Annotated in this window: 23 protein-coding genes; 16 read left to right on the forward strand and 7 right to left on the reverse strand. The window is 63.1% G+C overall.

Annotated features, from left to right (window positions below; translation table 11 throughout):
• The first annotated feature begins 25 nt into the window (after positions 1-25).
• From mmsB to HMPREF9696_RS02730, 5 genes are all read left to right on the forward strand, one after another.
• Positions 26-910 (forward strand): 3-hydroxyisobutyrate dehydrogenase, encoded by an 885-nt coding sequence (gene mmsB / locus HMPREF9696_RS02710; protein ID WP_002711411.1) that lies wholly within the window; start codon positions 26-28, stop codon positions 908-910.
• Between the two features lie 9 nt (positions 911-919).
• Positions 920-2,647 (forward strand): AMP-binding protein, encoded by a 1,728-nt coding sequence (locus HMPREF9696_RS02715; RefSeq protein ID WP_002711412.1) that lies wholly within the window; start codon positions 920-922, stop codon positions 2,645-2,647.
• A 182-nt stretch (positions 2,648-2,829) separates the two neighbouring features.
• Positions 2,830-3,294 carry a MaoC family dehydratase gene (locus HMPREF9696_RS02720; protein ID WP_002711413.1) on the forward strand — a complete coding sequence of 155 codons (465 nt, stop codon included), beginning with the start codon at positions 2,830-2,832 and terminating at the stop codon, positions 3,292-3,294.
• Positions 3,295-3,310: 16 nt separating this feature from the next.
• Positions 3,311-4,243, forward strand: coding sequence for an SDR family NAD(P)-dependent oxidoreductase (locus HMPREF9696_RS02725; protein WP_002711414.1), 933 nt, complete (start codon positions 3,311-3,313; stop codon positions 4,241-4,243).
• A 3-nt stretch (positions 4,244-4,246) separates the two neighbouring features.
• The gene (locus HMPREF9696_RS02730) at positions 4,247-5,461 is read left to right on the forward strand and encodes a BaiN/RdsA family NAD(P)/FAD-dependent oxidoreductase (protein WP_002711415.1); all 1,215 of its coding nucleotides are present in this window, start codon (positions 4,247-4,249) and stop codon (positions 5,459-5,461) included.
• On the opposite strand, the gene HMPREF9696_RS02735 is transcribed toward HMPREF9696_RS02730, so the two are convergent.
• Both HMPREF9696_RS02735 and HMPREF9696_RS02740 read right to left on the reverse strand, forming a co-directional pair.
• A complete protein-coding gene (locus HMPREF9696_RS02735; RefSeq protein WP_002711416.1) occupies positions 5,458-7,281 on the reverse strand; it encodes an ABC-F family ATP-binding cassette domain-containing protein in 1,824 nt (607 codons plus the stop codon). The two genes, HMPREF9696_RS02730 and HMPREF9696_RS02735, sit on opposite strands and share 4 nt — an antisense overlap.
• A gap of 15 nt (positions 7,282-7,296) precedes the next feature.
• Positions 7,297-7,755, reverse strand: coding sequence for a YaiI/YqxD family protein (locus HMPREF9696_RS02740; RefSeq protein ID WP_002711417.1), 459 nt, complete (start codon positions 7,753-7,755; stop codon positions 7,297-7,299).
• 178 nt (positions 7,756-7,933) lie between these two features.
• Here HMPREF9696_RS02740 and HMPREF9696_RS02745 point away from each other — a divergent pair, with 178 nt between their 5' ends.
• Positions 7,934-8,731: a hotdog fold domain-containing protein gene (locus tag HMPREF9696_RS02745; protein ID WP_002711418.1), complete on the forward strand. Its 798-nt coding sequence runs from the start codon at positions 7,934-7,936 to the stop codon at positions 8,729-8,731.
• Between the two features lie 4 nt (positions 8,732-8,735).
• On the opposite strand, the gene HMPREF9696_RS02750 is transcribed toward HMPREF9696_RS02745, so the two are convergent.
• Entirely contained in the window at positions 8,736-11,105 is a 2,370-nt protein-coding gene (locus HMPREF9696_RS02750; RefSeq protein ID WP_002711419.1) for a xanthine dehydrogenase family protein molybdopterin-binding subunit, read from the reverse strand.
• Positions 11,106-11,307: 202 nt separating this feature from the next.
• On the opposite strand from HMPREF9696_RS02750, the gene HMPREF9696_RS02755 reads away from it, so the two are divergent.
• Together HMPREF9696_RS02755 and HMPREF9696_RS02760 are read left to right on the forward strand one after the other, a co-directional pair.
• Positions 11,308-12,369, forward strand: a complete 1,062-nt coding sequence (locus HMPREF9696_RS02755) for a Ppx/GppA phosphatase family protein (RefSeq protein ID WP_002711420.1) — start codon at positions 11,308-11,310, stop codon at positions 12,367-12,369.
• 67 nt (positions 12,370-12,436) lie between these two features.
• Positions 12,437-13,138, forward strand: coding sequence for an RlmE family RNA methyltransferase (locus HMPREF9696_RS02760; RefSeq protein WP_002711421.1), 702 nt, complete (start codon positions 12,437-12,439; stop codon positions 13,136-13,138).
• Here the strand turns inward: HMPREF9696_RS02760 and HMPREF9696_RS02765 are convergent.
• The gene (locus tag HMPREF9696_RS02765; RefSeq protein WP_040301775.1) at positions 13,135-14,598 is read right to left on the reverse strand and encodes a DHA2 family efflux MFS transporter permease subunit; all 1,464 of its coding nucleotides are present in this window, start codon (positions 14,596-14,598) and stop codon (positions 13,135-13,137) included. The two genes, HMPREF9696_RS02760 and HMPREF9696_RS02765, sit on opposite strands and share 4 nt — an antisense overlap.
• Positions 14,599-14,929: 331 nt before the next feature.
• Here HMPREF9696_RS02765 and guaB point away from each other — a divergent pair, with 331 nt between their 5' ends.
• The 3 genes from guaB (at position 14,930) to HMPREF9696_RS02780 (ending at position 18,368) form a co-directional block, all read left to right on the forward strand.
• Positions 14,930-16,423, forward strand: a complete 1,494-nt coding sequence (gene guaB, locus HMPREF9696_RS02770; protein WP_002711423.1) for an IMP dehydrogenase — start codon at positions 14,930-14,932, stop codon at positions 16,421-16,423.
• Positions 16,424-16,569: 146 nt separating this feature from the next.
• Positions 16,570-17,196 (forward strand): hypothetical protein, encoded by a 627-nt coding sequence (locus HMPREF9696_RS02775; protein ID WP_002711424.1) that lies wholly within the window; start codon positions 16,570-16,572, stop codon positions 17,194-17,196.
• Between the two features lie 137 nt (positions 17,197-17,333).
• The gene (locus tag HMPREF9696_RS02780) at positions 17,334-18,368 is read left to right on the forward strand and encodes an NADP-dependent oxidoreductase (RefSeq protein WP_002711425.1); all 1,035 of its coding nucleotides are present in this window, start codon (positions 17,334-17,336) and stop codon (positions 18,366-18,368) included.
• Positions 18,369-18,484: 116 nt separating this feature from the next.
• Here HMPREF9696_RS02780 and HMPREF9696_RS02785 read toward each other — a convergent pair whose 3' ends face one another.
• A complete protein-coding gene (locus tag HMPREF9696_RS02785) occupies positions 18,485-19,099 on the reverse strand; it encodes a hypothetical protein (protein ID WP_002711426.1) in 615 nt (204 codons plus the stop codon).
• Between the two features lie 152 nt (positions 19,100-19,251).
• On the opposite strand from HMPREF9696_RS02785, the gene HMPREF9696_RS02790 reads away from it, so the two are divergent.
• The 4 genes from HMPREF9696_RS02790 (at position 19,252) to HMPREF9696_RS02805 (ending at position 23,570) form a co-directional block, all read left to right on the forward strand.
• The gene (locus tag HMPREF9696_RS02790; protein ID WP_002711427.1) at positions 19,252-19,674 is read left to right on the forward strand and encodes an MAPEG family protein; all 423 of its coding nucleotides are present in this window, start codon (positions 19,252-19,254) and stop codon (positions 19,672-19,674) included.
• A 25-nt stretch (positions 19,675-19,699) separates the two neighbouring features.
• Positions 19,700-21,001: an RsmB/NOP family class I SAM-dependent RNA methyltransferase gene (locus HMPREF9696_RS02795; RefSeq protein ID WP_002711428.1), complete on the forward strand. Its 1,302-nt coding sequence runs from the start codon at positions 19,700-19,702 to the stop codon at positions 20,999-21,001.
• Between the two features lie 230 nt (positions 21,002-21,231).
• Entirely contained in the window at positions 21,232-22,827 is a 1,596-nt protein-coding gene (gene guaA / locus HMPREF9696_RS02800; protein ID WP_002711429.1) for a glutamine-hydrolyzing GMP synthase, read from the forward strand.
• Positions 22,828-22,877: 50 nt separating this feature from the next.
• Positions 22,878-23,570 carry a hypothetical protein gene (locus tag HMPREF9696_RS02805; RefSeq protein WP_002711430.1) on the forward strand — a complete coding sequence of 231 codons (693 nt, stop codon included), beginning with the start codon at positions 22,878-22,880 and terminating at the stop codon, positions 23,568-23,570.
• A 24-nt stretch (positions 23,571-23,594) separates the two neighbouring features.
• On the opposite strand, the gene HMPREF9696_RS02810 is transcribed toward HMPREF9696_RS02805, so the two are convergent.
• Together HMPREF9696_RS02810 and HMPREF9696_RS02815 are read right to left on the reverse strand one after the other, a co-directional pair.
• Positions 23,595-24,233, reverse strand: coding sequence for a Vgb family protein (locus tag HMPREF9696_RS02810; protein WP_002711431.1), 639 nt, complete (start codon positions 24,231-24,233; stop codon positions 23,595-23,597).
• Between the two features lie 33 nt (positions 24,234-24,266).
• A complete protein-coding gene (locus HMPREF9696_RS02815) occupies positions 24,267-25,502 on the reverse strand; it encodes a hypothetical protein (protein WP_002711432.1) in 1,236 nt (411 codons plus the stop codon).
• Between the two features lie 130 nt (positions 25,503-25,632).
• Between HMPREF9696_RS02815 and HMPREF9696_RS02820 the strand changes: the two genes are divergently transcribed.
• Complete coding sequence (locus HMPREF9696_RS02820; protein WP_002711433.1) at positions 25,633-26,415, forward strand: DUF899 domain-containing protein; 783 nt, start codon at positions 25,633-25,635, stop codon at positions 26,413-26,415.
• Positions 26,416-26,428: the final 13 nt, after the last annotated feature.

Raw genomic sequence — 26,428 nt, forward strand, 5'->3', positions numbered from 1 at the left:
AAACGAACAATAACGAGGGCTGGACATGGCAAACATAGCATTCATCGGTCTCGGCAATATGGGCGGCCCCATGGCCGCCAATCTCGTCAAGGCGGGTCACAAGGTGACGGGCTTCGATCTTGTGCAGGCCTCAAAGGATGCAGCCACGGCTGACGGTGTCAGCATTGCCGGCACCGCTCTGGACGCCGTGAAGGGCGCGGATGTGGTGATCACCATGCTGCCCGCCGGAAAACACGTGTTGACCGTCTGGAAGGAGGTCATTCCGTCGGTGGCGAAGAACACGCTGATGATCGACTGCTCGACGATCGACGTCGAGAGCGCTCGGTTCGCGCATGGTCATGCCCTTGAGCACAATCTGCCGTCGATCGACGCGCCGGTGTCCGGCGGCACCGGCGGCGCGAAAGGCGCGACACTCACATTCATGTGTGGCGGCACCGATGTTGCGTTCGCCGCGGCAAAGCCCATTCTGGAAAATATGGGCAAGAAGGTCGTTCATTGTGGCGAAGCCGGCGCGGGGCAAGCAGCCAAGATCTGCAACAACATGATCCTCGGCATTTCGATGATCGGCGTGTCCGAAGCCTTCGCGCTCGGCGAAAAGCTCGGCCTGTCGCATCAGGCGCTGTTCGATGTGGCCTCGACCTCGTCGGGGCAGTGCTGGTCGCTCACTTCCTATTGCCCGGTGCCGGGTCCGGTTCCTGCTTCGCCCTCAAACAACGATTACAAGCCGGGCTTCGCCGCCGCGCTGATGCTTAAGGACCTCCGCCTGTCGCAGGAAGCCGCCAAGGCCGCGGGTGCTGCGACACCGCTCGGCGCGCATGCCGAGAGTATCTACGATGCCTTCGAGAAGGCCGGTCACGGCGGAGTGGATTTTTCCGGTATCATCAAGCATGTTCGTGGACTGGCGAAATAGGATTTCTTGATGACCACATTCCAGGACGCACGCGCCTTCCTGCTCAAGCATCGCACTGACTACGACAAGGCGGTTGCGGAATTTCGCTGGCCTGATGAGACGCAGTTCAATTGGGCGCTCGACTGGTTCGATGCAGGGCTGGCCGGAAATCCCGAGAGCCGGGATCGCGCCGCGCTCTGGATCGTCGATGCCGCGTCGAACAGCGAGACGAAACTGTCTTTCGCGGAATTGTCGCGGCGGTCCAACCAGACCGCGAATTTTCTTCGCGATCTTGGCCTGAAGCGCGGCGATCATCTCCTGATGCTGCTCGGCAATGTGGTGCCGCTCTGGGAAACCATGCTGGCAGCGATCAAGCTCGGCGTCATCGTCATTCCGGCGACCACGCTGCTGACCTCCGACGAACTGCGCGACCGGCTCGACCGCGGCAAGGCGAAAGCGGTGGTTGCGACGCAGGATCAGGTCGCCAAGTTTGAGGGGCTTGGCGCTGAGGGCTTCACCAGGATCGTTGTGGCGGCCACATCCGAGAATAAGGGCTGGCGCAGCTTCGAGGATGCGTCCTCTTATCCCGACACGTTCAAACCCGATGGCGTGACCAACGCCGACGATCCGATGCTGCTCTATTTCACCTCGGGCACCACGGCCAAGCCGAAGCTCGTGCTGCACAGTCATCGCAGCTATCCGGTGGGTTCGCTGTCCACGATGTATTGGCTAGGTCTTCAGCCGGGTGATGTGCACCTCAACATTTCCTCGCCGGGCTGGGCGAAACACGCCTGGAGCTGTTTCTTCTCGCCATGGAATGCGGGCGCGACAATTTTTATTGTAAATCAGCCACGCTTCGACGCCAAGAATTTGCTGGCGACTGTCGCACGCTGCGGTGTGACGACGCTGTGCGCGCCGCCGACAGTGTGGCGGCTGTTCATTCAGGAGAAGCTGGCAGACTACAAGGTCTCCGTGCGCGAAGTATGTGGCGCGGGTGAGCCGCTGAATCCGGAGGTGATTGACCAGGTCAAGGCGGCATGGGGCCTCACCATTCGCGACGGTTACGGCCAGACCGAAACCACGGCCCTGGCTGGCAATTCGCCGGGGCAGGTTGTGAAGGTCGGTTCGATGGGACGCCCGATGCCGGGTTATGCGGTGCGTGTTGCGGATGCTGACGGCAATCCGGCGAAAGAGGGCGAGGTGCGTCTGTTGCTCGGCACAGACCGGCCCGCAGGCCTGATGCTCGGCTATCAGGGAGACGATGGCAAACCGAAAGGCGCCGACGGTGACGTCTACCAGACTGGCGACGTTGTGTTCCTGGATGACGACGGCTACCTGACATTTGTCGGCCGCTCCGACGATGTTTTTAAGTCCTCCGATTATCGCATCAGCCCGTTCGAGCTCGAAAGCGTGCTGCTGGAACACGAACTGGTTGCCGAGGCTGCCGTGGTGCCGACGCCGGACCCGATTCGTCTGGCGCTTCCGAAGGCCTATGTGTCGCTGGTGCCGGGCACGGCGATGACGCGCGAAACGGCATTGTCGATCTTCAAGTACGTTCATTCGCGCCTTGCGCCGTTCAAGCGTATCCGCCGGATTGAACTGGTCACGGAGTTGCCGAAAACCATTTCCGGAAAGATCCGCCGCGTTCAGCTTCGCCGCCTGGAACATGACAATGACCGCAAGGATGCGTTGCGCGGTCAGGAATTCCGCGAGGAAGATTTTCCGGAATTACAGACCGGACAGAGTGCCGCGCGCTAACCGTTCAGATCAGCCTCCGGTGCACATCGGCTTCACAGCCTGTTTCAAACGGGGCGTCGGCGCGGCATCCGCATAACTGGAATTCGGCCGCGTGGCAGCGTTCGTGCCGAAATTTCGCTTGGCCGGACCGCCGATCTGTGGAATGTGCCAAACCAGTTTGAATTGGCGGGAGGATGGGGCCGATGGGCGCTGCCATGAATCTGGAAGACTACCTGAAACTGGTGGGCACCGAACTCGGTGTCTCTGAATGGCATACCATCGATCAGAAGCAGATCGACGCATTCGCCGATGCGACCGAGGATTTCCAGTTCATCCACATCGACCCGGAACGCGCAAAGCGCGAAACGCCATTCGGCGGAACGATCGCTCATGGCTTTCTGTCGCTGTCGGTGTTGCCGAAGCTGGCTTATGCCACCATGCCAACGCTCAACGGCGCGGCGATGTCCATCAACTATGGCTTCGACAAGATCAGGTTCCTGACCCCCGTCCGCGCCGGCAAGCGTGTGCGCGCGCGCTTTGTACTGGCGGAAGCGACGATGAAATCGCCAAAGGAATTGCTGGCGCGGACCAATACGACGCTGGAAATCGAGGACGAGCCGAAGCCGGCCCTGGTCGCGGACTGGCTCGGGATGCACTTCTTCGCATAATTATCAAGGAACGATCATGGCAATCAGATTCGATGGACGGGTAGCGATTGTGACCGGCGCGGGTGCAGGCCTCGGCCGCGCCCACGCGCTTGGCCTTGCCAAACTCGGCGCAAAGGTCGTGGTCAACGATATGGGCGCGAAGACCGACGGAACCGGCGGTTCGGCAAGTCCCGCGGAATCGGTCGTCGAGGAAATCCGCAAGGCTGGCGGTGAAGCGATGGCTGACGGGGCGGATGTCTCGAACTTCGAGCAGGTCAAGGAAATGGTCGCCCGCGCGGCCATGAAGTGGGGCGGTGTCGATATCATGGTCGCCAATGCCGGCATTTTGCGTGACAAGTCATTCGGCAAGATGGAGCCGGAGGATTTCGCCAAGGTGATCGCGGTGCATCTGACCGGCACCTACAACTGCTGCAAGGCGGTGTGGGATGGCATGCGCGAGCGCAACTATGGCCGCATCGTTCTCACCACCTCGTCATCGGGCCTGTTCGGCAATTTCGGTCAGGCAAACTACGCCGCAGCGAAGGCCGGCATGGTCGGCCTGATGAATGTGCTGGCCGAGGAAGGCCGCAAGACCAACATCAAGGTCAACACCATCTCTCCGACAGCGGCGACGCGCATGACCGAAGGCCTGATCGGGCCGGAAATCCTCGCGCTGATGAAGCCGGAATCCATCACTCCGGCCGTGCTCTATCTAGTGAGCGAGGACGCGCCGACCCGCACCATCATGGGCGCTGGCGCAGGCTCGTTCGCGGTCATCAAGGTGGTCGAGACGGAAGGTCTCAACCTGCCGCAGGATCAGTGGACACCGGATGCCATCGCTGCGAACTTCGCGAAAATCGGCGACATGTCGACGGCGCGCGATCTCGGCGGCGCTTTCTTCCAGACCTTCAAGTATGTCGAGCAGGCCGCGAAGGCAGCGGGCATCAAGCTGCCGAACATGGGCGGCTGACACTTGAACATCGCCGTCATCGGTGCCGGTCCTGCGGGACTGATGGCGGCTGAAGTTCTGAGCGCGGGCGGCGCGCGCGTCACGGTCTACGAGCGCATGCCGTCCGTCGGTCGTAAGTTTCTGATGGCCGGGCGCGGCGGTCTCAATCTCACCCATAGCGAACCGCTGGATGCGTTTCTCGCGCGGTATCGCGAGGCGATGCCGCATCTGCGCGCGGCCGTCGAAGCGTTCCCGCCAGACGCATTACGCGCGTGGAGCGAAGCTCTGGGGCAGCCGACATTCGTGGGATCAAGCGGGCGGGTCTTTCCGCAGGCGATGAAGGCATCGCCATTGCTGCGTGCGTGGCTGCGCCGTCTCGATCAATTCGGCGTTCAGTTCGCGCTTCGCTATCATTGGACGGGTTGGACTGCGGCGGGCGCGTTGCGGTTTGAAACGCCGGACGGTGAGGCGTTGGTTCAGCCCGACGCCGTCGTGATCGCGCTCGGCGGCGCAAGCTGGCCCAGGCTGGGTGCAGATGGTGACTGGATCGCTTCGTTCAGGGCCAAGGGCATCGGTATTGCGGCGCTGCGCGCAGCTAACAGCGGTTTTCACGTCACATGGTCCGATCTGTTTCGTGACCGGTTCGAGGGGCAGCCGCTAAAAGGCATCGCGCTTGCGTTAGGCGGCGAGACCGTGCGCGGCGAGGCGATGGTCACTCGCGATGGACTCGAGGGCGGGGCGATCTATGCACTGTCGGCTCCGATCCGCGATGAGATACTCACGCAGGGAGAAGCTGTCGTTCATGTCGCGCTGCGACCAGATCTCACCGGATCAGAACTTACCGCGCGTTTCAGCAAGCCGCGACAGAAGCAGTCGATGTCGACTTATCTTCGCAAGGCGGCGGGCCTTTTGCCTGTCGCCATCGGGCTGATGCAGGAAGCGGCGATTGCCGCCGGGCTGAACCTGTCGGAGATGGATTCGGAAACGCTCGCCGCTTTCATCAATGCCGTTCCGGTCAGGCTCGCCGGCGTTGCGCCGCTCGCGCGCGCGATCTCGACGGCCGGCGGTATTTCGTTTGATGAAGTTGATGCGCATTTCATGCTGCGCAAAATGCCCGGCGTATTCGTGGCCGGTGAAATGCTGAACTGGGAAGCGCCGACCGGCGGCTATCTGTTGCAGGCGTGTTTTGCAACGGGTGCCGCCGCAGCGGAAGGCGCGCTGGATTATTTGAAGCGCTAGGCGCCGCTCTCGATTTCCTCGCGCAGCATTTCGAGTTCCAGCCACTTCTCTTCGGACGCATCGAGTTCTGCCTGAGCCTTGGCGATTGCTGCCGATGCTGCGTCGAACGCCTTGCGGTCCTTTGCGTAGAGTTCAGGATCATCCAGCAGTTTCTGCTGTTTCGCGATGTCGGCCTGAAGTTTTGCCATGGTCTTTGGCAAGGTCTCCAGCGCGTGCTTTTCATTGAAGCTGAGACGACGCTTCGCTGTCGCAGCGGGAGAGGAACCTGCGTTCTTTGCGGTTCTGGATGTGTCAGACGAGGCCGCCGCCTTGATAGCTTTCTCCTGCAGGTCCGCGCCGCGTTGCGCCAGCATGTCCGAATAGCCGCCGGCATATTCGATCCACTTGCCGCTGCCTTCCGGCGCGATCACCGATGTCACCACGCGATCGAGAAAATCGCGGTCATGGCTGACCAGAATGACGGTGCCTTCATAGTCGCCGAGCATTTCTTCCAGAACGTCGAGCGTCTCCAAATCGAGATCGTTGGTCGGTTCGTCCAGCACCAGCACGTTCGATGGTTTCGCCAGCGCACGCGCCAGCATCAGGCGTCCGCGCTCACCGCCGGAGAGGACTTCCAGCGGCGTACGGGCCTGTTCCTGCTGAAACAGGAAGTCCTTCATGTAGCCGATGACATGCTTGGGCTTGCCATTCACCATGATGCTGTCGCCGCGTCCTCCCGTCAGCGCATCGGCCAGCGTTGTTTTCGGATCGAGGCTTTCACGGTGCTGGTCGAGCGTCGCCATCTCGATATTCGCGCCGAGGCGCACGGTGCCGGTGTCCGGCGCATCGCCGCCGGTCAGAAGGCCGATCAGCGTGGTCTTGCCCGCGCCGTTGGGGCCGATAATGCCGATGCGGTCGCCGCGCGTCACACGGGTGGAGAAATCATCGACAATCCTGCGCTCTCCATAGGATTTGCCGATGCGCTTGGCCTCGATTACCAGCTTGCCCGAGGTCTCAGCTTCCGCTGCGGCGAGGTTCGCCTTGCCGGCGGTGCCGCGATAGTCACGGCGCTGCTGACGAAGCTCGAAAAGATTGCCGAGGCGCTTGACGTTGCGCTTGCGCCGCCCGGAAACGCCATAACGCAGCCAGTGTTCTTCGGCGACGATCTTGCGGTCCAGCTTGTGCTGGTCGCGCTCTTCTTCCGCCAGCACCTCGTCACGCCATTCCTCGAATGCGCTGAATCCCTTTTCGATGCGGCGGGTCTCGCCGCGATCGAGCCAGACCGTCGCGCGCGAAAGGTTGGAGAGGAAACGGCGGTCATGGCTGATCATGACCAGCGCACTGCGGCGGCTGGCGAGTTCGCCTTCCAGCCATTCGATGGTGGTGAGGTCGAGGTGGTTGGTCGGCTCGTCCAGCAGCAGGATGTCAGGCGAGGGCGCCAGCACGCGCGCCAGCGCCGCGCGCCGCGCTTCACCGCCGGAGAGATTCGCCGGATCTTCCGTGCCGGTCAGACCGAGTTGCTCCAGCAGATATTGCGCCTGATAGTGATCGTCGCCCGGATTCATTCCGGCTTCGACATAGGCCAGCGTGGTCTTGAAGCCGTCGAAATCCGGCTCCTGCGGCAGATAGCGGATGGTCGCGCCGGGCTGCACGAAGCGGGTGCCGCGATCGGCCTCCACCAGCCCCGCGACGATCTTCAGCAGTGTGGATTTGCCCGAGCCGTTGCGGCCGATCAGGCAAACGCGCTCGCCCGCCGACACGGCGAGTTCGACACCGGCGAGCAGTGGCGTGCCGCCGAAGGTCAGCGCAATGTCTTTCAACTGGATCAGGGGAGGCGCCATGTCGCGAAAAGTCTCTTACTTTTGTTGCGCGCGCTGGATGCGGCGGATGGTCTGGTCGAGCGCCGACAGGAACGCGGAGCGGTCGCGCGGCGAAAACGAGCGCGGGCCGCCGGTGACTTCGCCGCTGGAGCGCAGGTCTGTCATCAGATTGCGCACCGCCAGCGTCATGCCGATGGACTCTTCCGAGAACGGCTTGCCGTTGGGAGCGATTACATCCGCGCCCGCCTTGACGCAGCGTGCTGCAAGCGGGACGTCGGCGGTGATGACGATATCGCCTTTTTGGGCGCGTTCCGCAATCCAGTCGTCGGCGGCATCCATGCCGCTGCCCGCGGCAATTCGCTCGATCTGCGGATGATTTGGCACGCGGATGAAATTCCCGGCAACCACACTGACCGGCAGGCCGTGCCGCTCGGCGACGCGATAAATCTCGTCCTTCACAGGGCAGGCATCGGCATCGACATAAATGCGGGTCATCGGCGCAGGTTTATCCGTTGGTCGGCAGGCGTTCGTCAGGCGGATGCTGGTAGCCCGGATCGCGGCGAATAGCGAGTGGAACGCGCACCTGTCGGATGGGGCATGCGCAGCGGCGGCTTGTCTTGATCCCGCCGTTGCGTACCATTGTTCCAACTGATCCAGAAAATTCGAGGAAACAATGACCGTTCTCAAGCCCTACAGCGTCGACGCCTACAATCTGGCCAAGAACTCCGAAAACAAGATGCACGACGACCAGGTCGCGCGCCGGTTCGGGTTTCAGGGCGGGCTGGTGCCGGGCGTCGATGTGTTCGCCTACATGACCCACATGCCGGTGGCGAAGTGGGGCCGGGCGTTCCTGGAGCGTGGCTTGATGGACGGCCGGTTCTTCAAGCCGGTCTATGACGGCGAGACGGCCGTGGTGACCGCAGAAGAAGTTGACGGTGGTCTGGCGATCAAGGTGGAAAGCCGCGGCGAGCTGTGCGCGACCGGCACCGCGTCGATGCCGTCCGATACCCCGACGATTTCGCTCGCAGATTTTCCGAGCGTTGCCGTCGTCGGCAAGACCGCCCCTGCGAGCGAAAGCACCTACCGGCCCGGCCAGTGGCTTTCAATTCCGCCGTTCACGCTCGGAACGCAGGGCTCAACCGACTATCTGCGCGATGCGCGCGAGACCGATCCGATCTATGGAAACGAGAAGATCGTTCACACCGGCATGCTGCTGCGGACCATGAACTGGGCGCTGATGGAGAACGCCGTGCTCGGTCCGTGGATTCATGTCGGCAGCACCATCCGCTATCTGGCGGCGGCTGGCGTCGAGGACGAACTCACTGTGCGCGCGAAGGTGATCGGCAACTACGACCGTAAGGGCCACAAGTTCGTGGAACTGGACGGCATCATCGTTGCGAACGGCAAGACGCCGATCGCGCATTGCCAGCACATCGCGATCTATCGTCCGCGCGAGACCATGGCCGCGTGATCGTTCACGCCGCCTTCGCCTTCCGCCCGTCCTGAATAGCGTGCCAGACTTTTTCTGACGTGAGCGGCATGTCGATGCTCGTCACCCCTTCGTCGGCCAGCGCATCCAGCACCGCGTTGACGATGGTGGCGAGGCTTCCGGCGCAGCCGGCTTCGCCGCAGCCCTTGGTGCCGAGCGGATTCGATGTCGCGGGCGAGGGATGGTTGCTCAGGGTCATGGAAGGTATGTCGCCGGCGCGCGGCAGCGCATAGTCCATGAAGGAGCCGGTCACCGGCTGGCCGTTGTCATCGTAGGTCACGCATTCCATCAGCGCCTGACCGATGCCTTGCGCCACACCGCCGTGAATCTGCCCGGCGACGATCATTGGATTGACCACGGTGCCAAAGTCGTTGACGCCGTTGTAGCGGACGATCTGAACGACTCCGGTCTCGGGGTCGATCTCGACCTCGGCGACGTGGCAGCCGTTGGGGAATGTCGAGGGAACGCCCTGCACGGTGTGATCGACGTCGAGTGACGCGGGCACGCCGTCGGGCATTTTCGTATCCCGCAGCTTCGCTGCGAGATCCATGATGCCAATGCTGCGATCCGTTCCGGCGATGGTGAATTGTCCGTCCGCGAATTCGATATCGCTTTCGGAGGCTTCAAGAAGATGAGCGGCCGCCTGTCTGCCTTTCTCGATCACCAGCTTTGAGGCTTCCACAATCGCCGCGCCGCTCGCGGTGATGGAGCGCGAACCGCCGGTGCCGTTGCCGGTGTGCACGATGTCGCTGTCGCCCTGCGTGAGTTTTACGGCGTCGAACGGCACGCCAAGCTGCGCCACAAGGACTTGCGCAAACGGCGTCGCATGGCCCTGACCGTAATCGAGCGTGCCGGTGATCAGCCGTACCGATCCGTCGGCTTCAAACACGATCTTGCCAAGCTCGGCGCTGGGCGGTGCGGTGATTTCGAGATAGGAGCCGACGGCGATGCCGCGCAGCTTGCCGCGCTTGCGGCTCTCTTTCTTGCGTTTTGCAAAGCCTGCGAGATCAGCTTGCTCAACAGCCTGGGCGAACACCCCGGGAAAGTCGCCGCTGTCGTAGGTGAGGCCGTTCGCCGCCGCATATGGAATCTGCGACGGCTTGATGAAGTTGCGCTTGCGCAACGCGAGACGGTCGAGACCCATTTCGTCGGCCGCGCGATCGATCAGCCGCTCCATGAAATAGTTCGCCTCGGGCCGGCCCGCGCCGCGATAGGCGCCCATCAGCGTGGTGTTGGTGAGCACGCACTTAATGTCTACGCCGATCAGCGGCATGCGATATACGCTGTTGATGTTCTTGGCGATGTTCAGCGACAGCGGCAGCGGGGCGACGCCGGTGATGTAGGCGCCGAGATTGCCAAAGCCGCGTACGCGCACGCCCAGGAACGTGCCGTCGGCGGTGAGCGCCAGTTCGCAATGCACGTCCTGCGCGCGGCCGTGGCTGTCGGAGAGAAAGCTGGTCGAGCGCTCGTCGGTCCATTTCACCGCGCGGCCGAGTTCGCGCGCGGCATGCAGGATGCAGATGTATTCCGGATAGTTCGTGTTCTTCATGCCGAACGATCCGCCGACATTGCGCGTGCGCAAATGAACCTTGTCGGGTGGCACGTTCAGCGTCTTTGCGAGCGACAGGCGGTTACCGGACACGCCCTGGGTCGGCACCTCGATGGTGAAGCGCTGGGTCTTCTTGTCGTAGCTCGCAACGCCTGCGCGCGGCTCCATCGCCACGACCGCGAGGCGGGTGTTGACGATACCGAGGCGTGTGACATGCGCGGCGCTTGCAAACGCTGCATCGAGCGCGGCGTCGTCGCCGGAATGATAATCGAGCACGACATTGGACGGGATGTGATCGTAAAGCAGCGGCGCGCCCGGCGCCGCGGCATCTTCCGCGCTTGTCACGGACGGCAGCGGCTCGATATCGACCACGACGGCTTCTCCGGCGTCGCGGGCCTGAGCCAGCGTTTCGGCTACAACGAACGCGACGGGATCGCCGACAAAGCGAACCTTGTCAGTCATCAGCGGCAGGCGGTTGGTCTGTAGCAGCGGAGAGCCGTCGCGGTTCTTCAGCGGCAGGCCGACGCTGAAGGGGGTGTATCCGGCAAGGTCCTTGCCGGTCCACACGCCGAGAACACCGGGCATCGCCTTTGCCGCCTCGGTATCAATGCTCTTGATTCGGCCGTGCGCGTGGGTGCTGCGGACGATCCACGCATATGTCTGGCCGGGCAGGTTGATGTCGTCGGTATAGGTTCCCTTGCCCCGGACCAATGTGTCGTCTTCCTTGCGCCGGACCGGCTGGCCGACCCCGAATTTTTGCAGTGCGATATCGTTCTCGGCCGAAAGTCCGGAGGGATGATCGAGCATGGTGAATCCGTTGAAAAGGCGGTGTGACGCGGGAAATGGCAGGGTTAGGTGCACATTTGCTGGGGCTTCTCCTGAAATATGTCAGCAAAACCAGAACCGCAATGTCCGAAAGGACATGCTCCGGTTGCGCCGCTGACCCACGCTGTTAGACTTTGTTTGAACAGAGTTCGCGGTGTGGATTCCACGCCGCAGAGGGATTTGCATGACTGAGGATGTGCGGCTGCACGACGGATCGTCCGTCAGCCCGCCACCGGCGACGGTTGAGGAGGCGCAGGGCCGCGGCGACGCCCGCGTCCACGGCGCTGCCTATGCTGCCCTCGATCTTGGAACCAACAACTGCCGTCTGCTGATCGCGCGCGTATCCAATGACGGATTCCGCGTAATCGATTCCTTTTCGCGCATCATCCGGCTTGGCGAGGGTATTTCGACGACCGGACGCATCAGTGACGCCGCGATCTCGCGCGCGGTCGGGGCCTTGGGTGTATGTGGCGACAAGATCCGCGCCAAGGGCGCGAAGCGGCTGCGCACCATCGCCACCGAAGCCTGCCGCGCCGCCGACAATTCGGATGCGTTTCTCGACCTGATCGAGCGGGAGACCGGCATTAAGCTGGAAGTCATCGACCGTGAGACAGAGTCGACGTTGGCGGTGATCGGCTGCTCGCCGCTGCTTGATCCGAAGGCCGCGGGTGCGATCCTGTTCGACATCGGCGGCGGTTCGACCGAAGTGGTGCGCATTGCACGTCCTGCCAGACAACCGCACGCCGCGCCGGTAAAAGGGCCATGGGTCTCGCTGCCGCTTGGCGTGGTGACGCTGGCGGAAAAGTTCGGCGGCATGCATGTGACACGCGAATCCTATGGCGCGATGGTTGCCGAAGTGGCGAGCCATCTCGCGCCGTTCGCCGAACAGCACGGGCATGATCTGACCGGCATGCATTTGCTTGGCACATCCGGCACCGTAACAACGGTTGCGGGCATTCACCTTGGCCTCTCGCATTATGACAGGCGCCGGGTCGATGGTTTGTGGATGAACGACGCCGACATGGACCGCGCCATCGCGCGCCTGCTCGACATGACCTATCAGGACCGCGCGCGGAATGCCTGCATCGGCGCCGAGCGGGCCGATCTCGTGCTGGCCGGATGCGCCATTCTCGATGCGATCCGCAAGGCGTTCCCGTTGCCGCGCCTGCGGGTGGCGGACCGTGGTCTGCGCGAGGGGATGCTGGTCGAAATGATGCGGGCCGACGGCGCGATCCCGAATTGCTAAAGTGTTCACGCCGCGGCTGAAACGTCGTATGGGATGCGTGTACCCCGTTTTAGATTGATCCTGCTTTATGGCGAAAGACACCACCGGCCGGCTGCATGTGACCGTCAAGACCGGCGGCAAGCGCAAGCTGTCGTCGAAACTCTGGCTCGAGCGTCAGCTCAACGATCCCTATGTCGCGCAGGCCAAGCGCGATGGCTTCCGTTCGCGCGCAGCCTACAAGCTGCAGGAAATGGATGACAAGCACCGGCTCCTGAAGCGAGGGCAGGTCGTGGTCGACCTCGGTGCCGCGCCGGGCGGCTGGAGCCAGATCGCCGCGAAGCGCGTCGGATCGCTGGAAGGCAAAGGCAAGGTCGTCGCCATCGACCTTCTGGACATGCCGGAGGTCCCCGGCGTGACTTTCGCGCAGATGGATTTTCTCGACGACAATGCACCGGACAAACTGCGCGCGATGATCGGCGGCGGCGCGGATGTGGTAATGTCCGACATGGCGGCGAACACCACGGGCCATCGCAAGACCGATCAGCTTCGCATCATCGGTCTGGTGGAAAGCGCGGCGGCCTTCGCCTGCGAGATTCTCAATCCGGGCGGCACGTTTCTGGCAAAAGTGTTTCAGGGCGGTGCCGACGCCGACCTGCTGGTGCAGCTCAAGCGCGACTTCGCCAGCGTGAAGCACGTCAAGCCCGCCGCCAGCCGGCAGGATTCGTCGGAGCGCTATGTGCTGGCCACGGGATTTAGGGGCGAGAACGGGCTATCGAAACAGGTGCGTTAGCCCAGCTTCTGATCCCGCGCGTCATGGGTGGATTCCGCGGCGGCCGCTTCGGCGGCCTTGGGGCCTTCCATCGTCGGAACCCGGTGGCCCGAAATTTCGTGCCCGGCATCTTCCGGCAGCCGCCAGAACGACACCGCCGACAGCGCCGAGAGAATGGCCACGACAATGAAGGCCGGCCAGAAATCGTTCACGCCGAGTTCCGTTGAATGATTGGCCGCCATGGTCGCCTCGACCGCGAAAGCGCCGACCGCAACGCCTGCCGAGATCGCAAGCTGCTGGTTGACGCTGACCAGCGTCGTCGCACGGCTCATCTCGCCGGGTGACACTTCAGCATAGGCCATGGTGTTGATCGCCGTGAACTGCAGCGAGCGGAAGAATCCGCCGACGATCAGGATGATCATGATCAGCAGCAGCGATGTGTCCGGCGTGAACAGGGCGCAGGCCGCGAGGAAGAATGAACTTGCGACCGCATTGATCGACAGGATGTTGCGGAAGCCGAAGGTGCGGATGATCCGTCCGGCCAGTGCCTTCATGAAGATGGCACCGACCGCCGATGCAAATGTCACAAGGCCCGACTTGAACGGCGACAGCCCAAAGCCGATCTGCATCAGCAGCGGCAGCAGGAACGGCAATGCGCCGATGCCGAGGCGATACATGAATCCGCCAGTCAGGCTCGCGCGTAGTGTCGGATGCCGGATGAGCGTGAAATCGAGCACAGGCGAGGCGGTGCGTCTGGCGTGCCACAGATAGAAGCCCATGGCGATGCCGCCGCCGACAATCAGCGCGATCACGATTTGCCATGGCAGCAGGCCAAGCCCGGCGACCGAGAGGCCGAACGCGAGGCCGGCCACGCCGAGGCCCGCGAGCACGAGACCGACGAAATCGAACCGTTCGGGATTTTCGCTCTTGATAGGGTCGATGTATTTCAGCGCCAGCCAGATGCCGAGCAGCCCGATCGGAATGTTGATCAGGAAGATCCAGTGCCATGAGAAATATGTGGTGATAAAACCGCCGAGCGGCGGTCCGATCACCGGGCCGATCAGCGCGGGCATGGTGACCCACGCCATCGCATTCACCAGTGCGCTTTTGTCGATGGAGCGCAGCAGCACGAGACGGCCGACCGGCGTCATCATCGCCCCGCCAATGCCCTGGATGATACGTGCGATCACAAAGTGGGTAATCGACGTCGAGAGCGCGCAGCCGATCGAGCCGATCATGAACACGCCGATGGCGGCGCTGAACACCGCGCGTGCTCCGAAACGGTCGGCGGTCCAGCCGCTGGCCGGAATGAACACTGCGAGTGACAGCAGGTAGGACGTGATCGCCAGCTTCAGCGTCAGCGGGCTGGTCCCGATGTCGGCGGCGATGGCGGGAAGCGACGTTGCGATCACCGTCGAGTCCATGTTCTCCATGAACAGGGCGCAGGCGACGATCAGCGGTATCAGGCGTTCCTTCTGCATCATCTCGGCTTTGTGGAAGGATTTTTGGAGCAGGACAGGCAGGGAGAGAATAGCGATCCCTGATAGGCCAGTCCGGGCGCATTGGGTCAATAAACTCGTTGTGAAATCGGCCCTGTGGAGAAAAGCCCGCTGTTAGAGGGGCTTTTGCAGACGTCCCATGCGCAAAAACCGCTGAATTTCGAGCGAAATGCTTTGAAACGTCATGCGGTCATGCTATCGACCACCGCCAACCCTACCGATGGGCTTCGATTCGAGCGACGCGCTGGCGGCCGCCGAACACGCGCATCCTCAAGGTTATGTCGCAGTCACGGGCTGCTGAACGGAGTTGGCAATGGCAAATCAGTTGGGTCAGGGTATTCGCGAAGCATTCACATTCGACGATGTGTTGCTGAAACCGGGCCTGTCCGACATTCTGCCTTCGGATGCCGATGTCCGCACCCATCTGACCCGCGCGATCCCGCTCAATATTCCGATCATCGCCTCCGCGATGGACACCGTGACCGAAGCCAGCATGGCGATCGCCATGGCGCAGGCCGGTGGCATCGGCGTTCTTCACCGCAATTTCGATCCCGAAGGTCAGGCCGCGCAGGTCCGTCAGGTCAAGAAGTACGAATCCGGCATGGTGGTGAATCCGCTGACCATCAGTCCCGAGGCCAAGCTGGTCGATGCGCTGACCTTGATGAAGGATCACGGCATCTCCGGCGTTCCGGTGGTGACCGGCGGCAGCAAGGCGCAGCCCGGCAAGCTGGTCGGCATTCTCACCAACCGCGACGTGCGTTTCGCCACCGATCCGGAGCAGAAGGTCTCCGAGCTGATGACGCACCAGAACCTCATTACGGTGAGGGAAGGCGTCAGCCAGACCGAGGCCAAGAAGCTGCTGCACCAGAACCGCATCGAGAAGCTGCTGGTGGTCGACGATCAGTATCGCTGCGTCGGCCTCATCACCGTGAAGGATATGGAAAAGGCGGTCGCACATCCGCTGGCATCCAAGGACGCGCAGGGACGTCTGCGCGTTGCTGCTGCAACGACGGTCGGCGAGGGTGGTTTCGAGCGCACGGAAAGGCTGATCGACGCAGGCGTCGACGTGATCGTGGTCGATACCGCGCACGGACATTCCATGCGCGTGCTCGAAGCCGTCAACCGCATCAAGCGGCTGTCCAACGCCGTACAGGTTGTCGCGGGCAATGTCGCGACCACGGCAGGCACGCAGGCGCTGATCGATTCCGGCGCGGACGCGATCAAGGTCGGTATCGGCCCGGGCTCGATCTGCACCACGCGCATCGTTGCGGGCGTCGGCGTCCCGCAGCTCACCGCGATCATGGATTCGGTCGAGGCGGCGAAGAAGGCGAACATTCCAGTGATTGCCGACGGCGGCATCAAGTACTCCGGCGATCTCGCCAAGGCGCTTGCCGCCGGTGCGGATGTCGCGATGGTCGGCTCGCTGCTGGCCGGTACCGACGAGACGCCGGGCGAAGTGTTTCTGTGGCAGGGCCGTTCCTACAAGGCCTATCGCGGCATGGGTTCGGTCGGCGCGATGGCGCGCGGCTCGGCCGACCGCTACTTCCAGCAGGATATCAAGGACACGCTCAAGCTGGTGCCGGAAGGCGTGGAAGGACAGGTCCCCTACAAGGGACCGGTCGCCAATGTGCTGCATCAGCTCGCGGGCGGTCTGCGCGCCGCGATGGGCTATGTCGGCGCGAAGGACATCCAGGACTTCCACGACAAGGCGGAATTTGTCCGCATCACCGGCGCGGGCCTGCGCGAAAGCCACGTCCACGACGTGACCATCACCCGCGAAAGCCCGAATTATCCGGGCGGGGCTTAACTGGTTCCGTCCCATTTCGGCCTCAACGTCCTGTCAGAACAGGCTGCCTGCGCGCGCCATTGCGCTGCGCGGCGGCGTTCGTTTCCGGAGCCGCCGAGCGGCAGCTTTTCCGGACGCAATTTTCCTAAAACTTAGAGAAGAACATTATGGTTGATTGGACAGACGACAGGATTGCAGGGCTTTCGGATCAGGATCTGAAGAACCTGATGGTGAACGCCGAGCGGAGGTCCGTCGCGGACGTGGTGGCGAAATGCCAGACCGAGCTCGAGAAGCGCAATGCGCTGAAGCCGCGCAAGGCATCGAAGCCGCGTTCGGAGCTGAAGGAATTCGAGCACACGGTCTCTGAGCAGCTTGCCGAGGTCGGCAAGGAAGTCGCCGGCAAATACGATCTTTCCGAAGAAACCGCCAAGGCGAAGTCGGAAGGCGTGAAGGGTTTCAAGGCCCATCGCCTTTTGGACTCGAAGGGCTTTGCGAAGCTGGGCGGCATGCAGCGCGACGGCTCGGTCGCTATCGAGCGTTACATCTCCTATCGCCGCGGCGACAGCACGGCCTATCTCGGTGTTTTCCTGCCGAAGGATGCGCCGGCCGAAGATCACGAATTCCATGTGATCGCGCCGAAAGCTGTTCTTGAGGACGGCAAACCGGTTGCCGAAATTCGTCCGAGCGCGACCGACAAGCAGAAGCAGCCCGCCGACAGCGGCCTCGCGTTCAAGGATTTGCCGAGCGCAGCGGCGGCTTTCGACAAGGCGCTGGCCAAGCTCACGGCGGCTTGATCTTTAAAAGTACATACTCTGTTTAAAACGGGAGCGGCATGGATGTCATGCCGCTCCCGTTGTTGCTTTGGGCCGCATGGTCATGAGGCACGCGCTCGGCTAAACAGTCGTCACGATCCATAAGCCGAGGAAACACCATGTCCCAGTCAGCCAAGCGTATCGTTCTTGCCTCCCGTCCTGTCGGTGAACCCAAGCCGGAGAATTTTCGCCTGGAGGATTACCCGGTGCCAACGCCGGGAGAGGGGCAGATTTTGCTGCGCACGGTCTGGCTGTCGCTCGATCCCTATATGCGCGGGCGCATGGACGACGGACCGTCCTATTCCGCGCCGGTGCCGATCGGCGGCGTGATGGAAGGCGGCACCGTTTGCGAAGTGATGGACTCGAAGAATCCCGGCTTTGCGAAGGGCGATTACGTGCTCGCACACACAGGCTGGCAGCAGTTCGCGCTGTCAGACGGCAAGGGCGTGCGCAAGGTCGATCCGAACATCGCGCCGATTTCCACCGCCGTCGGCGTGCTCGGCATGCCGGGTATGACCGCCTACACTGGCCTGCTCGCCATCGGTCAGCCGAAGCCCGGCGAGACCGTGGTGGTCGCAGCGGCGTCAGGCGCGGTGGGGTCGGCGGTTGGCCAAATTGCGAAGATCAAGGGTGCGCGCGCTGTCGGCATCGCGGGCGGCAAGGAGAAGTGCGACTACGTCAAGAACGAACTCGGCTTCGATGAATGCCTCGACCATCGCGACGCTGACCTCAAGGCGAAGCTGAAGGAAGCGTGCCCGAAGGGCATCGACGTTTACTTCGAGAATGTCGGCGGGAAGGTGTTCGATGCGGTGCTGCCGCGCCTGAATGATTTCGCGCGCATTCCGGTGTGCGGCCTGATTGCCGACTACAACACGATCTTCGGCAAGGACACGCCGACGCCGCCATGGGCCAACACCATCATGCGCTCCATCCTTGTGAAGCGGCTGACCTTCCGCGGCTTCATCGTGCGCGACTTCGCGGCGATGTATCCGGATTTCATCCGCGACATGTCGCAGTGGCTGCGCGAGGGCAAGCTCAAGCACAAGGAGTTCGTCACCGAGGGACTCGCGAGCGCGCCGGAAGCCTTCATGGGCCTGCTCAAGGGCGCCAACTTCGGCAAGCAGCTTGTGCGTGTCGGGCCTGACAAGGCGTGAACATGAAAAGCCTCCTTCATCCCGCTTTTCAGTGGGATGAAGGAGGCTGAAAATTGTAACGTGATGAAATGCGTCGCGTACAAAGGTTTCGGTGATGAAATGTCGGTGCCGGTGCTTCACAGCACGCGGTAACGGATGGCGAAGGTGTCGTCCGGGATGCCGCGCGCGGTGTCGGTGCGGGTCTTGGACATCACGCGATCGACCATGTGCCAGGGTCCGAATTCATCCGAGGGGCTCGGATTTGCCGGAAGCCGCAGTTTGAAAGCGCGCTGCGCTTCACCGGGCAGGCTCAGGACGACCATTCGCTCGGAGGTGCGGAATTTCAGCGGAACCGAGCCGCGCAGCACGGCGCGGCCGTCTTCTGTCGCAAGCAGGCCGTCGTCGATCTGCGCCAGCGTCTGGTTCTGATCGGTCAGAAGTTCAACCTGCGCTTCGCGCTTGAGGTCAGCGGCTGCGGCGGTTCGCGGCAACCTGATTTCAAATTCCACGGCGGGCGCCTTGGCCACCATCCCGAGATGCGACAGCACGGCAGTGCGCAGGCCATAACCGCCGGTGGCGAGCGCGCCCGTCATCAGAATGACGGCGAGGCTGCGAAGGGCGAGGCCGCGGAAGGTCCGCACCTCGCCCTTGACGAGGTTATCGGAACCGGTTGCGGCGGCGATCATCGCCACCGCGGCCCAGCTCGTGAGCGCGCCCAGCACGCCCGCCATTATCGAGATGATATACAGCATCGCAGCACCCGCCGGTCCGGCCAACGCCGGAACCGATCCTTTCCAGGCATTGGTCGCCGCCGTCCGCGCTCCGGTTCACGGGGCGGAGACAATTGTCAGCGCAGGAGGGGGCCGCTATAGCGGTGGGACAACACATTTTCCGGGGGATTTCGATGTCAGTTCAGATGGTTCTGCTGCCTGTCTTCATGCTGGTTTTGCTCTCCTTCATCCTGATGTTCAGGATGTTTTCGGTGCGCACCGGCGCGCTGAAAAGCCGGGAGGTGCGGATTTCCGAGATTGCCGTCGGCCAGAAGGCATGGCCCACCAAGGCAGCGCAGGTGAGCAACGCCTATTCCAACCAGTTTGAACTGCCGGTGCTGTTCTTCGTGTTGATCGCCATCGCGCTGCCGCTGCGTCAGGCCGATCTCCTCACGGTGCTGCTGTCATGGGTGTTCGTGGTCACGCGCTACATTCACGCCGGTGTCTATGCGACCTCGAATAACCTCAAGGCGCGCTTTTCGGCCTTCGCCGCCGGGGCGCTTGTGCTTCTGGTGATGTGGGTCTATTTCGCGCTGAAGATTTTGCTCGCGATCTGACGATTGCCGATTCTGAAAGACGACCATGACGCCTGCCGCGCGGCTGTCCGCAGCCATCGAGATTCTGGGAGCGATCGACGCGCAGCGCATTCCTGCGCCGAATGCGCTCAAGGAGTGGGGCACCGCGCACCGCTTCGCCGGTTCCGGTGATCGCGCGGCCATCGCGGGGCTCGTGTTCGACGTGCTGCGCCGCCGGGCCTCGTCCGCATGGCTGATGGATGCAGATACGCCGCGTGCGCGGCTGCTCGGCATGCTCAGGCTGGAGCGCGGTCTGGATGCCGATGCCGTCGCGGCCCTGTGCGATGGAGGACGCTTTGCGCCGGATCCGCTGACGGACAATGAGCGCGCGGCGCTGACCTCGCGCAGCACGAAGGACGCACCAGCGCACATCGCCGGCGATTACCCGGAATGGCTCGACCCGCAGTTCGCCACTGTGTTCGGTGACGAGCGAGTGGACGAGGCGATCGCCATGGCCAGCCGCGCGCCGCTTGATCTGAGGGTCAATACGCTCAAGGCGAACCGTGAGAAGGTGCTGGCGTCGATGAAGCATCTCGGCGCGCGCCCAACGCCTTGGTCGCCGTGGGGATTGCGGATTGATCTTGGCGCCGATGCGCGCAATCCCGGCATCCACTCGGAAGAGGCCTTCATCAAGGGCGGGGTCGAGGTGCAGGACGAAGGCTCGCAACTCGCGGCACTCCTGAGCGGCGCGAAGCCGGGCGAGCAGGTGATCGACATGTGCGCGGGCGCAGGCGGCAAGACGCTGGCGCTCGCCGCGATGATGCAGGGCAAGGGCCGTCTGATTGCCACCGACCATGACAAGCGCCAACTTGCGCCGATCCATGAGCGCCTCTCGCGCGCGGGCATTCACAATGCGGACGTGCGCACGCCGCGCGGGCCGGACGATACGCTGAGTGACATCAAGGCATCCGCCGATCTTGTGGTGATCGACGCGCCTTGCACCGGCACCGGAACATGGCGGCGCAACCCGGATGCGAAATGGCGGATGCGCCCCGGCGCGCTCGAGGTTCGCATCAAGGATCAGGCGGAAGTGCTGGACCGCGCGGCGGGATTGGTGAAACCCGGCGGGCGCATCGCCTACATCACCTGTTCCGTCCTGCCGCAGGAGAACAATGCGCAGGTGAAGGCGTTCACGGCGCGGCATCCCGACTACGAGGTGCTCCCGACGGAACGGGTGATGTCGCCCCTCTGGGACAAGGCCGATGACTTCGCCGCCGCCACCATCCAGTCGGTCGAGGGGCTGTTGATGACCCCGCGCCGGACCGGGACAGACGGGTTCTTTGTGTCGGTGTTGAAAAAGGCGGGATAGAAATCTCGGGTCGTCCCGGCGAAGGCCGGGACCCATAACCACAGAACGTCGTGGGGCGCGAAACGATCGCTCCGGCATCTCTCTCAAATCGAGAGTTCAGGGAGTATGGGTCCCGGCCTTCGCCGGGACGACCCTGGAGGAGATCGCAAGGCACCAAAACCTGCCGATAAGCCCTGTTTTGCGCACGTTCCGGGGTTGCGACTCCGCCCCCCGTCGCGTATTTCCTGCCCATGACAGCACACAGCCAGACCGCCCCAGCGACGCCCGACCCGGCGGCCGCTCACGAAAAGATTCTGATCGTCGATTTCGGCTCGCAGGTGACCCAGCTCATCGCGCGCCGCGTCCGTGAAGACGGCGTTTACTCCGAGATCGTGCCGTTCCAGAAGGCCGAAGCGGCCTTCAAGGAGATGAAGCCGAAAGCCGTGATCCTCTCCGGCGGCCCGGCCTCCGTGCTCGATCAGGACGCGCCATCCGCGCCGATGTCCATCCTCACCGCCGGCATCCCGGTCCTCGGCATCTGCTACGGCGAGCAGACCATGGCGCAGCAACTCGGCGGCACCGTCGAGGCCGGTCATCACCGCGAGTTCGGACGGGCACTGATCGAGGTCACAGATGACTGCGCGCTGTTCGAGGGCGTCTGGAAAGTCGGCGAAAAGCATTACGTCTGGATGAGCCACGGCGACCGGGTGACAAAACTGCCGGACGGTTTTCGTGGCGTGGCCAAGGCGCCGGGCTCACCGATCTCGGTGATCGCCGACGACAAGCGCAAGTTCTACGCGATGCAGTTCCACCCCGAAGTGGTGCATACGCCCGACGGCGCCAAGCTGATCAGGAATTTCGTGCGCAAGGTCGCCGGCCTCAAGGGCGACTGGACCATGCGCGCTTTCCGCGAGGAAGCCATCGAGAAAATCCGCGCGCAGGTCGGCAAGGGCCGGGTGATCTGCGGCCTCTCCGGCGGTGTCGATTCATCCGTGGCGGCGATCCTGATTCACGAAGCCATTGGCGATCAGCTCACCTGCGTGTTTGTCGATCATGGCATGCTGCGCAAGGACGAGGCCAAGACTGTCGTCGATCTGTTCCGGCATCACTATAACATTCCGCTGGTGCATGTTGATGCGTCGAAGACTTTCCTGGGCGAGCTTGAGGGCGTCACCGATCCGGAAGTGAAGCGCAAGACCATCGGCCGCCTGTTCATCGACGTGTTCGATGCGGAAGCCAAAAAGATCGGCGGCGCGGATTTCCTTGCGCAGGGCACGCTCTATCCCGACGTGATTGAAAGCGTCTCGTTCACCGGCGGCCCGTCGGTGACCATCAAGTCGCATCACAACGTCGGCGGCTTGCCGGCGCGCATGAACATGAAGCTGGTCGAACCCTTGCGAGAACTCTTCAAGGACGAAGTGCGCGCGCTTGGCGTCGAGCTTGGCCTGCCTGATGTGTTCGTCGGCCGGCATCCGTTTCCGGGACCGGGCCTTGCGATCCGTTGTCCCGGCGAGATCACGCGCGAGAAGCTCGACATCCTGCGCGAAGCCGATGCGGTCTACATCGACCAGATCCGCAAGGCGGGCCTTTACGACGCCATCTGGCAGGCGTTTGCCGTGCTGTTGCCGGTGAAGACCGTCGGCGTGATGGGCGACGGCCGGACTTACGAATACGTGGTCGGCCTGCGCGCAGTGACATCCACCGACGGCATGACGGCGGACTTCTATCCCTACGACATGAAATTCCTTGGCGAGACCGCGACGCGCATCATCAACGAGGTGAAGGGCGTCAATCGCGTGGTCTACGACGTGACGAGCAAGCCGCCGGGGACGATCGAGTGGGAATAGAAGTCTGACCACGCTTTCGGTCGTAGTGTATCGATTGAAGTGAGGAGGCCATGCTGCGCAACATCGACTTCAGCTCTTGGCAAAGCCTGCTCATTACGCTGATCGGTCTGGCGCTGGTGACGCTGATCGGCGTCGGCATTCGCCTCGTCATGATGTTCACGATTCAGCAGCGCCGCGAGCGGATGAATCGTCAGATCAATGAACGGTTGCGCGTTCTGATCGCTGCCTACAAGACGCTTGGCGGCTCGTTTACAGGCGATCTCTCGGTCGATCCGACACATTTTCGCGATCTGCGCCGGCAGCGGGAAGACGCCGAAGCGGACATCGCCGATATCACGGACCCCGTCGTCGTGAGGTCGGACCGCGCCCGCCGGATTCGCGATGCCGTCGAAACCGCATTGTCCGACGTCATCCTGCTCGGGACCGAACAGCACGTTCGCCTGGCCGAGCACGCGGCGCGAGAACTGGTTGCCGGGCGTCCCGTTCACACCCACGACCTTGTTGTCTCGCTTCGCGATTTTATACGTCAGGCGCTCGATCTCGATCCTATTCCCGCAGACCTTGCGATTCCGATGCAGGGGCCTGTCCGCCCGGCGGGGAACGGCGGCGGTCGCGGCAAAGGCGAGCGCGATGGAAAAGGCGGAAAGGGCGTCGGTGCAGGAATGGGCGGTGGCATCGGAATGGGCGGCGGTGCCGGCGGGGTGGCCGATGCTGACGATCTGTCTTCACCGGATCATCGCTGAGATGCAGGCCAACACCGTCGCGGATTAACTCCGCTTCGGCCTTTTCACCGCGCGCAGTTTTCCGCTCTTTCCGCCGCCGCAGAACAGCCGATCCTTGCCGTCGGATTCAAGGCCCGAGACGCCCGTACCCGCCGGCAAAGTGAGTTCTTCAAAGACTTCGCCGGTCTGCGGGTCGATCCGCCGCAGCGCGCTGTCGTCGCCTTCCCACACGCCATGCCAGAGGTCGCCATCGACCCAGGTCACGCCGGTGACAAAGCGGTTCGATTCAATGGTGCGGATGATCGCGCCGGTCTCCGGGTCGACCTGATGAATCTTCTTCTCGCGATACTGCCCGACCCAGAGCGAGCCTTCAGCCCAAGCCATGCCTGAATCGCCGCCGTCGCCGGGCGCGGGGATGGTCGCAAGCACGCGGCCTGACGCCGGGTCGATCTTGCGGATGTTCCGTTCAAAAATCTGGAACAGGTGACGCCCGTCGAAAGCGGTGCCCGCATGAGCCGGGATGTCGATGGTGCGCAAGGGCTTCCCGCTCTCCGGATCGAAAGCGTTGAGCTGGTCGCCAGAGGCGAACCAGACATTCTGGCCGTCGAAGGTCACGCCATGCACGTCCTCCGCGCCGGGAAAGGGGCCATATTCGCGCAGGATTTCTGCTGCCGCTCGTTTCATGATCTGCATCTCCATTGCTTTGATGATCGCAACCTAATCACCCGGCAGCGCAGCAGGGAGTAACAATGCCGTCGTGAATCCGGCTGCCGGCGGCGTCATCCAGCGCCGCGCGCGAGCGCGACCGAACGATTGCACCTTGCCTGCCATCGCTAGTTCGTCGAGCGCACGCTGCACCGTGCGCTGGCTGGCGCCGAGCGCCAGCGCAAGCGCGGAACTCGACCAGGACTCGCCGTCGGCGAGAAAGGCGAGCACCGCAGCGTGTTCTTCCTCCACAGGCGTTGTCAGCACCGCGACCTTTCGCGCGCTGTTAGGGATCAACGCAAAGCCGTCCTTGGTGGCGGCAATATCGGCCAGCGGGCGCAGCGCCTTGCGCAGCCGCCCGATCTCGACGCGCAACCGCGCCCGGTGCGAGTCATCGGCGTGCTTTGCGCGAAACGCGCGCACGAGCAGTTCGTTTCTGGACGCGTCGTTCGGCCACGCTTCGGCAAGCGTGCGGGCAAGCGTGAACAGCACGGGCCGCGTGGCGAGCGGGATTGTTGTGCCTGCCTGCCGGACGGCATAACGGCACGCGTCCACGATGAACGTCTTCGATGCAAGAAGCGTCTCGACCTCCGCGAGCAGGAGCGGGCACTCCTCGCACCGCGTGATGAGGCGCGCGGCGGGCGTGTCCAGCACACGCGATGCACTCTCCACTTCTGTTATCAGCGCGGGAATTCGGGCCTCGCGGGCGGCGCGTTCGGCCCGCGCGAGGGCTGCGCGCGCATTTTTGATGCGCAGGCGGCGCATTGCGAGACCCGCCACGGTAAGTTCATGGGCTGCGCGCCATGCGGGCGGCAGCGCGGCGGGATCGAGACCGGTCGTTGCGCGCTCTGCCTCGTCGAGATGCCCGATCAGAAGAAGCCGCCGGATTTCGAGTTGCCGGGCGTGGCCGGCGTTGATCCTGTCGCCATGCCGCTCAAGAACCGCGCGGGCGTCGTCGAGCGCTTTCGCGGACCAGCCGAGATGACCCTCGATGACATCGCGCGAGACCAGCGCGATCTCGGCCTCGGCGACGACGCAGCGGGCGCGGGCAACGGCCTCCCGTGGGCCGAATGCGCGCGCGGCCTTTTGTAAAAGTGTCCGCGCCTTGGCGAGATCGCCAAGCTGCGCCATGGCGAGGCCCCGCAGCGCGAGCGCGGGCGGATCGTCGCGCAGCGCGACGCGGTTCAGCGCGCCGAGCGGATCACCGGTGGCGAGGGCGCGTGCGGCGGCCGTGATCAGCGAGTCCATCGAAATCCCGACACACTTGTCACTCCCGCCCGCTCCTGATCCGGACCTAATCTACCTCACGACCAGACGCCAGCAAGCCGTATCGGGACGGCGCGAACCGGCGATTGAGGAACAGAACGGAGACCAGATCATGCCGCAAGGAACTGAAGCTACAACCGGAGCGCCGCTCACCATCGACATGCCGCCGGTGGTTTCGGCACAGGAATGGGAGGCCGCGCGCGAGCGGCTTCTGGTCAAGGAGAAAGCGCATACCCGTGCGCGGGACGCACTGGCCGCCGAACGGCGGCGGATGCCGTGGATGGCGGTGGAAAAGAATTATCAGTTCGATGGACCGGACGGGACACTGAGCCTGCTCGACCTGTTCGACGGCCGCCGCCAGTTGATCGTCTATCGCGCGTTCTTCGAGCCCGGCGTACATGGCTGGCCGGACCATGCCTGCATCGGCTGTTCGCTCGGCGCGGATCAGGTCAGCAACCCGGTTCATCTCAATGCACGCGATACCACGCTGGTGTACGCCTCGCGCGCGCCGCAGGCCGACATCAAGCGCCTCAAGGCAAAGATGGGCTGGCAGCGGATTCCGTGGGTAACCATCACCGACAGTTTCGATGCCGATTTCGGTGTCGACCTATGGCATGGGCACAATGCCTTCATCCGCGACGGCGACCGCATTTTCCGCACCTACCTCATCAACACGCGCGGCGACGAGGCGATGGGGACCGTGTGGAGTTATCTCGACATGACCGCGCTTGGACGTCAGGAGGTGTGGGAAGACTCGCCTCCGGGCTATCCGCAGGACCGGACTTACAAGTGGTGGAACTGGAACGACAGTTACGTTCCGGGCGCCGCGCCCGATCCGAAATGGGTCGCGGTTTCGGATGCCGGCGAAGAAGCGTTCCGCAACAAGGACGCCTAGCCGCCGTCAGCAC

The sequence above is a fragment of the Afipia clevelandensis ATCC 49720 genome, from assembly GCF_000336555.1.
Classification (GTDB): Bacteria; Pseudomonadota; Alphaproteobacteria; order Rhizobiales; family Xanthobacteraceae; genus Afipia; species Afipia clevelandensis.

Bases quoted from the DNA above. Each gene is read 5' to 3' on its own strand.
- mmsB (WP_002711411.1), top strand. From the start codon at position 26: ATGGCAAACATAGCATTCATCGGTCTCGGCAATATGGGCGGCCCCATG.
- HMPREF9696_RS02715 (WP_002711412.1), top strand. From the start codon at position 920: ATGACCACATTCCAGGACGCACGCGCCTTCCTGCTCAAGCATCGCACT.
- HMPREF9696_RS02720 (WP_002711413.1), top strand. From the start codon at position 2,830: ATGGGCGCTGCCATGAATCTGGAAGACTACCTGAAACTGGTGGGCACC.
- HMPREF9696_RS02725 (WP_002711414.1), top strand. From the start codon at position 3,311: ATGGCAATCAGATTCGATGGACGGGTAGCGATTGTGACCGGCGCGGGT.
- HMPREF9696_RS02735 (WP_002711416.1), bottom strand. From the start codon at position 7,281: ATGGCGCCTCCCCTGATCCAGTTGAAAGACATTGCGCTGACCTTCGGC.
- HMPREF9696_RS02740 (WP_002711417.1), bottom strand. From the start codon at position 7,755: ATGACCCGCATTTATGTCGATGCCGATGCCTGCCCTGTGAAGGACGAG.
- HMPREF9696_RS02745 (WP_002711418.1), top strand. From the start codon at position 7,934: ATGACCGTTCTCAAGCCCTACAGCGTCGACGCCTACAATCTGGCCAAG.
- HMPREF9696_RS02750 (WP_002711419.1), bottom strand. From the start codon at position 11,105: ATGCTCGATCATCCCTCCGGACTTTCGGCCGAGAACGATATCGCACTG.
- HMPREF9696_RS02755 (WP_002711420.1), top strand. From the start codon at position 11,308: ATGACTGAGGATGTGCGGCTGCACGACGGATCGTCCGTCAGCCCGCCA.
- HMPREF9696_RS02760 (WP_002711421.1), top strand. From the start codon at position 12,437: ATGGCGAAAGACACCACCGGCCGGCTGCATGTGACCGTCAAGACCGGC.
- HMPREF9696_RS02765 (WP_040301775.1), bottom strand. From the start codon at position 14,598: ATGCAGAAGGAACGCCTGATACCGCTGATCGTCGCCTGCGCCCTGTTC.
- guaB (WP_002711423.1), top strand. From the start codon at position 14,930: ATGGCAAATCAGTTGGGTCAGGGTATTCGCGAAGCATTCACATTCGAC.
- HMPREF9696_RS02775 (WP_002711424.1), top strand. From the start codon at position 16,570: ATGGTTGATTGGACAGACGACAGGATTGCAGGGCTTTCGGATCAGGAT.
- HMPREF9696_RS02780 (WP_002711425.1), top strand. From the start codon at position 17,334: ATGTCCCAGTCAGCCAAGCGTATCGTTCTTGCCTCCCGTCCTGTCGGT.
- HMPREF9696_RS02785 (WP_002711426.1), bottom strand. From the start codon at position 19,099: ATGCTGTATATCATCTCGATAATGGCGGGCGTGCTGGGCGCGCTCACG.
- HMPREF9696_RS02790 (WP_002711427.1), top strand. From the start codon at position 19,252: ATGTCAGTTCAGATGGTTCTGCTGCCTGTCTTCATGCTGGTTTTGCTC.
- HMPREF9696_RS02795 (WP_002711428.1), top strand. From the start codon at position 19,700: ATGACGCCTGCCGCGCGGCTGTCCGCAGCCATCGAGATTCTGGGAGCG.
- guaA (WP_002711429.1), top strand. From the start codon at position 21,232: ATGACAGCACACAGCCAGACCGCCCCAGCGACGCCCGACCCGGCGGCC.
- HMPREF9696_RS02805 (WP_002711430.1), top strand. From the start codon at position 22,878: ATGCTGCGCAACATCGACTTCAGCTCTTGGCAAAGCCTGCTCATTACG.
- HMPREF9696_RS02810 (WP_002711431.1), bottom strand. From the start codon at position 24,233: ATGAAACGAGCGGCAGCAGAAATCCTGCGCGAATATGGCCCCTTTCCC.
- HMPREF9696_RS02815 (WP_002711432.1), bottom strand. From the start codon at position 25,502: ATGGACTCGCTGATCACGGCCGCCGCACGCGCCCTCGCCACCGGTGAT.
- HMPREF9696_RS02820 (WP_002711433.1), top strand. From the start codon at position 25,633: ATGCCGCAAGGAACTGAAGCTACAACCGGAGCGCCGCTCACCATCGAC.